Genomic DNA, 13054 nt, shown 5'->3' with positions numbered 1-13054 from the left:
ACCGGCCGGAAAAAGGAAGGAAAAATCAGTCGCCCCTTATCTGTACGACCTTATCGGCCCTTAAGGTGACTTTACGCCGCAATTCCCTGCCGCCTGCCAGACGCAAGGTGAAAACCTGGTCTCCCAAGGGAAGATTGCTCATGACAAAGGGGGTTTGCCCCATATTCTGGCCTTGAAAATAAACCTGGGCTATGGAAGAAGATTTAATCTCCACCGCCCCGCCGTAAAGGCTGAAGGGCACCTTGGTTTCCGTGCGGCTTTTGACATTGACGGTCTTTTGCGAGCTGCCGCCCAAGGCCCTCACCTCAATCTTGCGCCGACCAACCAGAACCTCCCGCAGGGTCAGGGGGGTGCGGCCTTTTTTTTGGCCGTCCACATATACCTCTGCCCGGGGTATGCAGTTTACGATCAGGCTGCCGTAACGCACCTCATGGGCCATGCGTTTGGCCTGGGCCAGATTTTTCTTGGCTGTGCCGTCGTTGGGAAACACCATAAGATAGGTTTCAAACTCCCTGGCCGCATCTGCATATTTGCCGGTGTTGAAATAATTTGAACCTTGGGTAAAGGCCAGATTTGCCTGCCGCCTTTGGTCGTCAGAGACATTAACGGCTTTCACTGAGGAAGTTTGGGTAACCTTGCCTTTGGCTTTGCCTCCAGATGATTTGTCAGGCTTTACCCTTGGTTCTGACTTAACAGCCACCTCGGTTTCGGTTTCGGGTTTGGATTTGGGTTTGCTCTTGGCCTTTATTCCGGCTTCCGCCTTTTCAAGCCCCTTTTCGGCCTCCTTGTTCCCCGACTCAAGCTCAAGGGCCTTGACGAATTCACTCTTGGCCTTATTGGGAAAACCGCTTTCCAAATAGGCCTTGCCGTTTTTAAGCGCTTTTTTCAAAGCAGCCCTTTTGCGGGTCCTTTCCAGGGCCAGGGCCTCCAGCCTTTTCAGCTCCTGCTGAAGCTCTTTGGCTCTGGCCACTCCCTGAACGGCCTTTTGATTGCCGGGGTCCTTGGTCAAAGCCTCCTGAAAAGCAGCCAGGGCCTTTTGGGGCTCTTCCGCCTTAATGGCCTCTTCCCCCTGGATAACCAACTCTCCGGCCCGGGCCTTTTGCTCTTGCTCCTCCCTTATCCGGGCGCGAGCCTCTTTTAGTATGGCTTCCTTTTCAGCAATCACAGGCAGGTGCGGTTTAAGTTGCCGGGCCCTTTCCAGGGCGTTTTCCGCCTCATCCAATCTTCCCTGGGTCATGAATTCATCGGCATCACTTAAAAGTGTCTGCAAGCGGAGTTCTTTTTCCTTGCGAATGGCCTGCCGGGCCTGCCTTTGCCTTAAAACCCGGTTAAGGCCCTCTGTGGCCGGAGCGTAACCGGGTGTTGTTTCTATAGCTTTTCCATAGGCCTCACTGGCCTGTTCCAGCTCCCCCTTGGCCAAAAAAGCGTTGCCTTGCCTGACAAACTGCTCGGTCTTGGCCAGGGCCTCTGCGCGAACTTTCTCCTGTTCCTTAAGCCTCTCCAAAACCTTGCGCCGGGCCAAGACCCTTTGCAGACCGTTATCAGCCGGGGCATAACCCGGTTTCAGGCCCAGAGCCTCTTTAAAGGAAGCCTCGGCCTGATCCAGCTCATCAGCCTGTAAAAACTCCTCGCCTTTTTGCACAGCCTGCCCAGCCCGATTTTCGGCCTTTTGCGCCTCAAGCTGACTTTCCTGTTGCCTGGCCAGCTCTTTTTTCTTTGAGCCAACCTTTTGCAGGCCGTTTTCAGCCGGAGCAAAACCGGGCCTCCGGGCCAGGACCTCCTTGTAAAGAGCCTCGGCTCGATCCAATTCACCGGCCTTCAACAGGTCATCGGCATCCTTCACCTTAAGCATCACCTGGTTGAGGTAAATGGACTCACGCCTTTGGGCGGTTTCAGAAAGTCCCTGCCGGGCCGCCTGGTTATTCGGATCAAGGGAAAGGACCGACTTAAACCCCTTTTCAGCCTGATCCAGTTCTCCGGACTCAAGGCTTTCCCTGGCCCGGGCAAGCAATTGATCGGCCCTTGGGGCGGGTTCCGGCTTGGGCTTGGGTTTTACTTCCACCACTTTATCCGGCAGGGGAGGCTGTTTTTCCGGTTCAGGTACCGAAACCTTTGGCTGATCTCCGCTGACATCAACCTCAGGTTCGGGCCCACGGGCCAACCACCAATAGGTGCCCACAGCCGAGGCCCCCACAATAAAGGCCAAAAGCAATATCAGATAAAGGAGTTTGCCACGCTTTTTCACGGGCTTGTCCTGGGGACCGCCCCAGGCGGCCGGGGAAGGCTCTTCCTTGCCTTCAGCTCCGTTCCCGGCCCGGTCCAGGGCAATGGTCCGGCTGGGCGATGGGCCCTCATGCTCCATGGGGCTGAATACTTCGGTCTGATCATGTATCGGCACAGACGGTTGGCCGGAGGGGATATCCTGATCAACAGGGCTTATAACTTGAGGCGGAGCCTCGTTTTGGGTTGCTTCCGAGGCATCGAGCTCAAAAACCTGGGTCTGGTCTTCCTTGAGATTGGTCAGGCGATTATGGGCCTGCACAATCAGGGGGTGGTCCCCTTTGGTCTGACGATAACCCCGGTAAACGGTCTCTGCCTGTTGAAACTCACCGGCAGCCTCAAAGGCCCTGCCCTTTTGCAATAAGGCCTCCAGCTCCGATAAATCGGCAGACCTGGCCTGGGCCTCTTCCAGCCAGGCCAAGGCGGCCTTTTTATCCCTCGCCACCCCCACCAGCTCTGAGATCACCCTGGCCGCCTGGCTGAAAAGCCCCTCGGCAAAACAGGCCTGGGCCTCTGCGGTAAGCTGGAATATCTTGGAATCCCGGTCCTGCTCCTGCTTGGCCTGGCGCAGAACCTCCCGGGCCATTTCAGACTCGGAATCCATGGATACCGCCTTTTCCGCCAAGGCGGCCGAAGCGGCCCACTGACCTTTTTCAAGCTGGGACCGGGCTTCATTCAACAGGGCCAGGGCCCTGGCCTCCACCCGGGGAATGGATTTCGGCGGCCTGGTGGGATGCCCCACCAAGTGGTTTAACATCCTAAGGGCGTCATCTGCGGACTGGGGCCTTTTCTGGGGCTCTTTTTCCAGAAGTTTCAGTATGAAGTCCGAGAGCCCCGGTGATACAGAGGGGTTAACCTGGTCCGGCGGAACCGGTGGTTCATGAACGTGCTGATAAAAAACAGCCGCCGTATCCTCCCCCTTGAAAGGAGTGTTTCCGGTTGCCATTTCATACATCACAATGCCCCAGGAATACAGATCGCTGCAGGCATCCACATCCATGCCCCTGGCCTGTTCCGGGCTGGAATAATGCACCGTGCCCATAAAGGTGCCCACCTGGGTGAACCTGGTGTTGGCCGAGGCCTTGGCAATGCCAAAATCCATGACCACGGCATCGCCCCTGTTGTCTATCAGCACATTATCCGGTTTTATGTCCCGATGGATTATCCCGGCCCCATGGGCGTCGCTCAAGGCGGAGAGCACCTGCCTGCTCAGGCGAACGGTCTCCTGCTCGGCAAGCACTCCTTTGGATGCGATAAGCGTGCTTAAGGCGGCTCCTTCCACATAATCCATGGCAAAGTAATTCACCCCGTTGTCCTGACCAACGTCGTGAATACGGATTATATTGGGGTGCCTTAAGCTGGCGGCCGCCCGGGCTTCGCGCAGAAAACGCTCCACCATCTGGCGATCCTGAGCCAGATCAGAGGGAAGCACCTTGACCGCCACCCGGCTCTCGAGCATTTCGTGCATGGCCAGATAAACCTCTGCCATGCCCCCTCTGCCCAGGAGCGAATCAAGGCGGTATTTACCGAGCCGCCTGCCTTCCAGGTTTTGGTTTTGCACTTCGGAACTGTCCTTTGCCGGTCTCGCTTTGCGGGCGCCTCAAGGCTGATCGGAAAATAATGGATTTGAGCCTGTTAATACTAATAAAGCAAAAAGCCTCTTTCGCCAATTATAAAGAAGACAGGCAAAAAAGCAGCCCCGGACAAGCCGGGACCGCTTTTCTTGAAAAACAGGTGTTTTAAATCAACGGCCTGTGCGCCTGGAGTTCAAGCGGAAATTGGGCCAGTGCACCGTACCGGGGTTCACCGGCACATTCAGGGTCAACACCACCAGGTTGTTGTCCTCCACACCTATGACCACATCCAACAGTCCGTCACTGTTCACATCAGCCAGGGCCGGGGAAGAAATCACACCGGCGCCAAGGGTGAAGTTGGCCAGCTCCCAACCGGTGGTCCCGCTGATGGCATGAATCACCCGGTTGCGGTCGGCGATCAGGACATCTTCGGTGCCGTCCTGGTTGAAATCATAGATAACAGGGCTTGAGACCACAGCCGCGCCCTTCATGTCAAACTCCCAGACCCTCAGCCCGTTCTTGCCGTTTAAGGCAGTGAGTTTGCCGTTGCTCAAGGCTACGACCACATCCAGAGTGCTGTCTCCATTGAGATCCAAAAGCTCGGGCGAGGCCTCAATGGGAACCCCGGACTCAAAACGCCACAGCTCCACCCCGTCTGATGCATGCAGGGCGTAAACTCCGCCGTCTGTGCTGGCCAGGACCACCTCAACCCTTTCATCGCCATCCAGATCCGCAACCGCGGCCGAGGCCTTGATCGGGGCTTTTGTGCCAAACTGCCAGATCTTCCAGCCGTTTTTACCGTTAATGCAGTAGAAATTGTTGTCCAGAGAGCCTATCATGGCGTCGGGCACCTGGTCGTTGTTCACATCGGCCAGGGCCGGTGTGGCAAAAGCTCCGGCCTTTAAAATGCCGCCGGTGTCCCAAAGTTTCCATCCCCGGTCGCCGGTAAAGGCATAGATCCTGCCGTTCTGGCAACCGATGACCACGTCATCCAATCCGTCGCCGTTTAAGTCTCCGGCAGCCGGAGAGGAGCGGAACTCGCTGCCTGCAGGCCCGGTCCCGGATTCAGGTGCCTCCCAAACCTTCTGCCCCTCGCCGTTCAAGGCATAGACCTTGCCCGCATCGGTGCCGAAAATAATGTCATGCACCTTGTCTCCGGTGAGATCTTTTAACAAAGGCGAACTCTGCACCGGCCCGTCTGTACGGAACCTCCACAAAAGTCTGCCTTTTTTACCGTCAACGTTATAGAGCATGGAGTCGTTGCAGCCCACCACCACATCCAGCACTCCATCACCGTTCACATCCGCCACCGCAGGGGAAGAAAAGATCTTATCGCCTGCGGTATAAGACCATACATGGTTGAAGACCAGTCGGTCTATGGTCTGTCTACTTTGTTTGCCCGCCACCTCGGGCTGGGGCTGCGGCACCGGCTGAGGTGCTGGTTTAGCCACCGGCTGAGGCTCGGGCTTGGGTGCGGGTTCGGGCTTGGGCGCAGGGGCCGGCTCAGGCTTGGGAGCCGGAGTCGGGGTCTCTGTGGTTTTGGCAACTGTAACCGGTTTTTTAGCCCCGGGCCCCATGGTGAACCACCAGGCCGCAGCCCCGCCCACTGCCAGCAGAATAACCAGGGCCGCAATCAGACCGGCAGATGATTTTTTGGCCGCGGGAGCCCCGGCCATTGCCTTCTGGGCCGGGCTTATACGGTCTTCGGGCCTTTGCACCTTGGTGAAATCCGATCCCCCTGCCTGCTTAAAACGGAATTTAACCACATCAAAGGCAATTTCGTCACCGTGTTTCAACAATTTTTCGGTGACCTTCTGCCCATTTACCGTGGTGCCGTTGGTGGAATCCAGATCCTTGAGCAACACGCCCTGGGGCGTATTTTTCAGTTCTGCGTGCCTGGAGGAGACACTTTCTTCCTTTAACACCAGATCGCAGTCCGCGGCCCGGCCCACCAAGGTGACCTCGCCCTTTAAATCCAGCTCTTTACCATCCGCCCCCACCAGGCTGGAAAGCGCCTTGCGCACCACGGTTCCCCCGCCGGCCACCGTACCGCTGACTCGGGTGCCGCTGACCCTGGTGCCTGCCTGTTGGGGAAGCTCCATTTTGGCCTTCACCCCGCCCAGGGATAATTCATCACCGTTTTGCAGGACTCTTTCGGTGATCTTTTCGCCGTTAACCCTGGTGCCGTTGGTGGAACCCAGATCTTTAAGCAATATCCCCTGTGGAGTAACCGAGAATTCCGCATGACGCCTGGATACGTCCAGGTCATCCAGTTGCAGGTCACATTCCGGATCCCGGCCTACGGTGAGGTTTTTTTTATCCCCAAACTCCAGGATCTGACCTTTCTGATCCCCGGTCAGTAAAGTCAATTTACTCATTGGCAGGGTCTCCTTCAGCCCGGACCGGAGCCTTATACGTTCTCCGGCATGAAAAAGGCAAAAACGTATGTGATCAATTTTTCAACCAGCTATAGCTGCATATTAGCATAATCCTCCCATAAAAATGAACTTTCACCTAATACCCTGAATATTATCCGAAAAAGATAGGTTTTTTTTCTTTAGTCAAAGCTTTCTTTCAAAAGCAAAAAAACCGCAATCAAAAAACTTTAGACAAAAGCACGAAAGCCCCCTTTTTCGGGCAAACCCTTTTCTTAAAACCGGGTGCGCCCCTTTTGGTCCGGCATACGTTATACTTACGCCCAATATGAAAATCCCGGGAAAGAAACGCTTATGACTACTGCAAATCCGGAGCATATTGCGGATAAGCTCAAAACCCTGGTCCAGGGTTTTGTGGGGCTGAACCTTTGCCTCATGCTCACCGCATTTTTGGTGCTCAAGGTCTCTGCCCTGACCGGCCTGGCCGCAGCCCTGGTCACTGCCCTTTTGTTGCTGGCCGCGGGTTTTCAAAAAAAGCAAAGCATACTTTTATGGTCTGCGGCTGTTGCCTTTTGCGGAGCCATGGTAATCCTGGCTTGGGGGGTGCTTGATTCGGACACAATAACCGCCGGGCCCGGCTCCCCGGCCCAGATGAAAGACAACCCGGTTCTTTGGACCCTGGCCCTGACCTTTGACCTGATCTGGCTGGCGGGCCTGTTGGCCTGGCGTTTTTATATCAAGAAACCCCAACAGAAAAAAACCCAAGCCATTAATGAAAATGAATCCCCCCATGACTGAGCCTGAACTGGGGCTTTATCTGCACCTGCCCCATTGCCCCTATCGCTGCCCTTATTGCGACTTTTTCGCCAAGGTCTTTGACCCCAAAGAAGCGCGACTTTTGGATCAGGCCCTTTTTAAGCACATAGAACTCCTCAAGGGCTACAAGCTGGACCGCCCCCTGGACACGGTTTTTTTCGGCGGCGGCACCCCCACCATGAGACCGGCCGGTTTTTTAAGCCGACTGCTTGCAAAAGTTTCCCAAACCCTGGGTATCAAGGCCGGAGCGGAAATAAGCCTGGAAGCCAATCCGGGCACCTTAAGCGCGGGCAAGTTAAAGTCCCTTAGGCAGGCGGGATTCAACCGGCTCAGCCTGGGGGCCCAGACCTTTTCCCGGAAACTTTTGACCAGCCTGGGGCGCAGACACTCCCCGGACCAGATAAGGCATTGTTTTCAAGAGGCCCGCAAGGCCGGTTTCACCAACATAAACCTGGACCTTATCTACGGTTTGCCGGGCCAGACCCCCAAAATGCTGGGAAAAGACCTGAAGACCGCCCTGGAGCTTGAGTGCGACCATTTGTCCCTGTATGAGCTGACCCTGGCCCCGGAGACGCCTTTTGGCAAGCGCTACACCAAGGATCAGCCGCCTTTGCCCCTTATGGCCGATATCCTGACCATGGAGGCTGCGGCGCGGGAGATTCTGCCCCAAGGCGGGCTAAGGCGCTATGAAGTGAGCAACTATGCCGTGGAAGGGAAAAAATGCCGCCACAACCAGTCCACCTGGCGGGGAGGCTATTACCTGGCTCTGGGTCCGGGAGCCCATGGCCATTTAAAGGGGCGGCGCTGGTGCATCAACCCGGAGATCAACGAATATCAAAAAAGCATCCTCAAACAAAAAGAACCCTTTTTATTTGAGGAGAATTTAAGCCTTTCTCAACAGGCCCTGGAGAGAATAATGCTGGGGCTGCGCACCCTGGAAGGTGTTGACTTGGCCGGATTGGCGGATTTGATCCAAAAAGACCCCTTGAAAAAATATCAAGGGGCCATAGCTGAACTTAAACGCAAAAACTGGGCTTTTCTAAACGGGGACTATCTCGTCCCCACCCCAAAGGGCCTGGACATGGCAGACAGTGCGGCCGCCCTTTTCCTGGATCTAACCGATACCTAGCCTGGCGCTAGTCCTGGTAGTCCGGGGTGTGCCTGGCGACGCCCAAAAGGGTGACGGTCACCGCCGCCTGGGTGGCTACATCCTCATGGGATTCCGCCATAAGTTCCGCGGCGGCTTCCAGGGCCTGACCGGCCTTCAAGTTGCCCAGGGCGCTCAAACAGGCCTTGCGAACCTGGGCATCACGATCCTTTAAAGCCTCTATCAACGCATCCACCACCTCACCCTTGCGCTGGCGTGTGTTGCCCAGGGCAATGGCGGTAACCCGGCGCACTTCCGCATCCGGATCTTTCATCAGGCTGATCATCGGCGGCAGGGTCCTTTTATCCTTTATGTGGTTAAGGGCTATTACGGCTTCTTTGCGCACCGAAGAATCGTCATCCCGCAAAAGGGCCAAAAGGCCGGACAAGGCGGATTTATCCTTCAGTTTGCCCAGACAGGCCGCAGCGCCTTTACGCAGGGAAAGATCCTCATTCCCCAGAAGCTCCACCATGCGCTCCCTGCCCTTTTCCGAATCCAGGGTGGCCAACCCGGCCATGGCGGCTCCCATGACCTTGGGGTTATCCGAAGCCAGGGCCCCAACCAGGACATCCTCGGCCACGGAAGGCTGAATCCGGTTTATGGCAAGAGCCGCGGCCTTGAGCACCGCCGGATGGGTTTCTTCCCCTTCTGCCGGGGGCGCGCCTCCGGCTGCAGCCAGCATCTTCTGCCTCAGATCCCCTTCCGAGGCCTTGAGCAGCCTGCGCAGATAAGGCAAGGCCCCCTTGGCCTGAATCAAGCCCAGGGATTTGGCTGCCTCTGCCTGCACTTGCCAGGCCTGGTTGTTCAGGGCCTTGAGCAACCCCCTCTCAGCCTGGGCTATTTTGAGTTCTCCAGACATAAGACAGGCGGCCCGCAAAACATTGGGGTCTTCTTTGTCCAAGGCTTCCAAGACGGTCTGCTGCAACTGGCCAGACATGAATTATCCATCCACAAAAAAGGAAAAAGATTAGTCAGTTATTTTGAAAACGTTATTTTTTATGATCACCTGTAAAACCTGGCTTGTCAATTGATGTAGATTACATATATTAACCGATCTCACTTAAAACAGCCTTAAGGCGACTCATTTTCTGCAATTTAAAAAACCATGCAAATCAATAAGCCCGTCAAAACCTGTATTTTTACCGGATTTGGACTGAAAAAGGGTCCAAAAGCCTTTTATATAACTTATCCGACTCTCAACCTGAAAACGCAGTTGATTTTCAGTACCCTTAAGGAGAAAAAGACACCCTTTTGCTTTTATCCGCATTTGGCTTTATTAATCTTAAAAACCAGGCAAAGTTTAAGCCCGCTGCCCAGATCGCCAACCCAAAACCGGCCCTGAAAGCTGCAATAAGGAGCCCTGATGCCCCTTGAACCGAATGGATCAGAAAAAAAGCGCCAAAGCTCGAAATCCTGGCTTGAGATACAGGTGCCCGCGCTTTTGACCAGCACGGCCCGCCAGGTGGCCAGGGCCATGAAAAAAAACCGGGCCGTACAGGTTTGGCAGCAACCCACAGAGGTGAGGGGCATCTGGATCCGGGATAAAGAAGGGCTCAAGGCAGTCGAGGCTTTTCAAAACTCACTGCCCGGGGAATGCAAAAGCAGCCCGGTTATGCGCCGGTTTACTGCCAGTGACCCCAAAGAGACCTGGCGTGAACCCCTGGCCGATCAGGTCACCCCAAACCTGGGGCTGGCCCCGGCCTGGACCGGAATCAAACCAGGGCCAAAAACCATTGTTCTGGATGCCGCAACCGCCTTTGGAGCGGGAGACCACCCCAGCACCAGGCTGAACCTCAGGCTTCTGGACGCCTGTTTTCAGGAAAATTTTCACCCAGAACCAGGGCTCTGGCTGGCTGACGTGGGGGCGGGCACTGGCATTCTTTCCCTGGGCATGGCCCTGCTCTATGCCGGGCCCATTTTGGCCCTGGACCCGGAACTTGCATCATTACGGGCAGTCAGGCGCAACCTTAAGTTGAACCCTTTGGCCGGACCCCGGGTGCGTTTCACCCTGGGTTTTCACCAGGCCCTGGCAGGCCCCTTTGGTTTGATGGCCTGCAATATGCCGGGGGCCATTATCCTGGATGCACTTCCCATACTGGCCCGTAGCCTGGGCGGAGGCGCGAGGGTGGTTTTCAGCGGTTTCAGGGATCAGATGGCCCCGGAAATTATTGAAAGTTCCCAAAAACAGGGCCTTTTGTTGCATAATGAGGCCCATGATCAGGACTGGGCCGGGCTCTGCCTGATAAAACAAAACCTCTAACGGCCTTCTTTCTATAATGATATAAAAGATTCGTTCACCGGGTCTTCACCCGGCGTTCAGGCTCATTGACACCCAAACAACATGAGGTAATACTCTAGCTATTCTTTAACTTAACCCCATCCGGAGGCTTGAAATGACTTTTCCGCTGGTGCGCATGCGCCGACTTCGCCGCAACCAGCTCTTACGGGACATGGTGGCTGAAACAGCCTTGACCTGTAATGACTTTATCTATCCCATGTTTGTATGCCCCGGTCAGAAGCTCAGGCAACCGGTCCCTTCCATGCCCGGCGTGGACCGCTTCAGTGTGGACACCCTGGTTGAGGAATGCAAAAAGGTCCGCGACCTGGGCATTCCCGCGGTTATGCTCTTTGGCATTCCCGAGAAAAAAGACCCCCTGGGCAGAGGCGCATATGATGAAAAGGGCATTGTACCCCAGGCGGTGAGAGCCCTGAAAAAAGCGGTTCCCGGGCTTCTGGTCATGTGCGATGTCTGCCTTTGCGAATATACGGACCATGGGCATTGCGGCATATTGGACAAAAAAACCGTACACAACGACGCTACCTTGGAGCTTTTGGCCAAAGCCGCCCTGGCCTATGCCAAGGCGGGCTGCGACATGGTTGCTCCTTCGGACATGATGGACGGCAGGGTGATCGAGATCCGGGAGACCCTGGATAACGAAGGTTTTGAAGACCTGCCGATCATGAGTTACGCAGCCAAATACTGCAGCGCCTTTTACGGCCCCTTCCGGGATGCGGCGGACTCTTCACCTCAGTTCGGTGACCGCCGCTCCTACCAGATGGACCCGCGCAATGTGATCGAAGGCATGCGCGAAGTGGCGCTGGATATAGAAGAAGGCGCCGACATTGTCATGGTGAAACCGGCCATGCCATATCTGGATGTGCTGACCCGGGTGCGCGAGGAATATGACCTGCCTGTGGCGGCCTATCAGGTGAGCGGCGAATACGCCATGCTCAAGGCAGCTGCGGAAAAAGGCTGGCTGGACCATGACGCGGTTATGATGGAGAGCCTTTACGCCATCAAAAGAGCCGGCGCTGATATGATTCTCACCTATTTTGCCAAAGACGCTGCCAAGCAGCTTGCGGGAGGCAAATAAATGCGATTGACCCTCTGCGGCCTGCCGAGTTCAGGCAAGAGCACTATTTTCTCTGCCCTGGCAGGGCGCAAACTATCCACGGGCAAGGGCCGGGACGAAACCAACCAGGTCCTTTTGCCTGTGCCTGACGAGCGGGTGGACAAGCTCTCCGCCCTGTTCAACCCCAAAAAGACCACCTATGCCCAGGTTACCTATCTGGACCCGGCCCAGCCGGTGGTCAAGGCCGAAGACCCCCTGACCAAGCTGCCTCTGGAGCTGCGCCAGGCCGACGGCCTGGTGGAGGTGGTGCGCAATTTTGACGGCGGTCTCGGTGAGCCGGACATGATTTCCGATCATCAGGATTTTGCGGACGAGCTGCTCTTAAACGACCTTATCACCGTGGAGCGCCGTCTGGAGCGCATCGCCCTGGAACGCAAACGCGGGCGCAAGGTTGATGAAGAGGAAAAAAGCCTTTTGGAGACAGCCAAAGAGCACCTAAACGCTGAAAAGCCCTTGCGCCTTTTGCCGGAAGTGGCCGGACACGTGAAACTCAAGGGTTTTGGCCTGCTCACTGCCAAGCCTCTGATTGTGGTGGCCAACAACGAAGAAGACGACGACCAGGCCCCCGATCTGGGTGAAGAAACTCCGGTGGTGATAAGGGCGGGGATCGAGTCTGAACTGGCCGAGCTCAGCGAAGAAGAGCGCGCAGAGTTCATGGCCGATCTTGGCATCACGGAAAGCGCTTTGGACAGGCTCATCCAGGCCGGATACCAGGCCCTGGATTTGATCAGCTTCTTTACGGTTGGTGAAGACGAAGTGCGGGCCTGGACTGTGGAGCGGGACGCCCTGGCCCCCAGGGCTGCCGGTGTTATCCACACAGACCTGGAAAAAGGCTTTATCAGGGCCGAAGTCATGCGCTATGAAGACCTGATGGAGCAGGGATCCGAGGCGGCCGTAAAAAAAGCGGGCCAAATGAAGCTTGTGGGCAAGGATTACCAGGTCCAGGACGGAGACATTCTACACGTAAGATTCAATGTGTAAGGGCAGTTAAGCCGGAGGCTTTTTTTTGGCGCTCAGGCCTTGACAGATCAGTCTTATGCCCGTACATTATGCCGGTCCGTGGCGATGTAGCTCAGATGGTGAGAGCATACGGCTCATATCCGTAGTGTCCGGGGTTCAAGTCCCTGCATCGCCACCAACTTTGAATATTATCCAAGCCTTAGCGCAATTCTCAAGCCTAACAGACCCAAGTGTTACACAAAAAGTTACACTGGGTGGCACACGGAGATTTGCGCATGGCTTGTTCTACCCCTTCCTACCTTCAAAAACGTTCCCAGATTTATTATTTTAGAGCCAGGGTTCCAAAGCATCTTTTAAAACGCTGTGGCTGTACTGAATTTTGTCTAGGCCTCAAGAAGGTGGTGGATCCCACTTTTTGAACGTTTAGCGGCTTGGTTGAGACTGATTTGGATGGCCATGCTTAAGCCGCTTTTGGGCACCCAGGAGGTA

Annotated in this window: 9 protein-coding genes and 1 tRNA gene; 7 read left to right on the top strand and 3 right to left on the bottom strand. The window is 55.5% G+C overall.

Going from position 1 to position 13054, the window contains the following annotated elements; all coding sequences use genetic code 11:
• Positions 1-25: 25 nt before the first annotated feature.
• Positions 26-3841: a serine/threonine-protein kinase gene (locus tag X474_RS01280; RefSeq protein WP_052514730.1), complete on the bottom strand. Its 3816-nt coding sequence runs from the start codon at positions 3839-3841 to the stop codon at positions 26-28.
• A 183-nt stretch (positions 3842-4024) separates the two neighbouring features.
• Complete coding sequence (locus tag X474_RS01275; protein ID WP_044346214.1) at positions 4025-6232, bottom strand: FHA domain-containing protein; 2208 nt, start codon at positions 6230-6232, stop codon at positions 4025-4027.
• Between the two features lie 351 nt (positions 6233-6583).
• Between X474_RS01275 and X474_RS01270 the strand changes: the two genes are divergently transcribed.
• Positions 6584-7027, top strand: a complete 444-nt coding sequence (locus tag X474_RS01270) for a hypothetical protein (RefSeq protein ID WP_044346213.1) — start codon at positions 6584-6586, stop codon at positions 7025-7027.
• Positions 7020-8174, top strand: a complete 1155-nt coding sequence (gene hemW, locus X474_RS01265) for a radical SAM family heme chaperone HemW (RefSeq protein WP_044346212.1) — start codon at positions 7020-7022, stop codon at positions 8172-8174. The genes X474_RS01270 and hemW overlap by 8 nt, the downstream gene beginning before the upstream one ends.
• 7 nt (positions 8175-8181) lie before the next feature.
• On the opposite strand, the gene X474_RS01260 is transcribed toward hemW, so the two are convergent.
• A complete protein-coding gene (locus X474_RS01260) occupies positions 8182-9129 on the bottom strand; it encodes a HEAT repeat domain-containing protein (RefSeq protein ID WP_044346211.1) in 948 nt (315 codons plus the stop codon).
• A 426-nt stretch (positions 9130-9555) separates the two neighbouring features.
• Here X474_RS01260 and X474_RS01250 point away from each other — a divergent pair, with 426 nt between their 5' ends.
• From X474_RS01250 to X474_RS27130, 5 genes are all read left to right on the top strand, one after another.
• Positions 9556-10452 carry a 50S ribosomal protein L11 methyltransferase gene (locus tag X474_RS01250; RefSeq protein ID WP_044346209.1) on the top strand — a complete coding sequence of 299 codons (897 nt, stop codon included), beginning with the start codon at positions 9556-9558 and terminating at the stop codon, positions 10450-10452.
• Positions 10453-10585: 133 nt separating this feature from the next.
• Positions 10586-11566, top strand: a complete 981-nt coding sequence (gene hemB / locus X474_RS01245) for a porphobilinogen synthase (protein WP_044346208.1) — start codon at positions 10586-10588, stop codon at positions 11564-11566.
• Complete coding sequence (locus X474_RS01240; protein WP_044346207.1) at positions 11567-12586, top strand: DUF933 domain-containing protein; 1020 nt, start codon at positions 11567-11569, stop codon at positions 12584-12586. It abuts the gene before it with no gap.
• Between the two features lie 80 nt (positions 12587-12666).
• Positions 12667-12743: transfer RNA gene (locus X474_RS01235), tRNA-Met, on the top strand.
• A gap of 97 nt (positions 12744-12840) precedes the next feature.
• Positions 12841-12984 (top strand): DUF6538 domain-containing protein, encoded by a 144-nt coding sequence (locus X474_RS27130; protein ID WP_353743120.1) that lies wholly within the window; start codon positions 12841-12843, stop codon positions 12982-12984.
• Positions 12985-13054: the final 70 nt, after the last annotated feature.

The organism is Dethiosulfatarculus sandiegensis (genome assembly GCF_000931935.2).
Classification (GTDB): Bacteria; Desulfobacterota; Desulfarculia; order Desulfarculales; family Desulfarculaceae; genus Dethiosulfatarculus; species Dethiosulfatarculus sandiegensis.
Note: the sequence above shows the minus strand (reverse complement) of the source record. Positions and strands in the feature narration are given on the sequence as shown.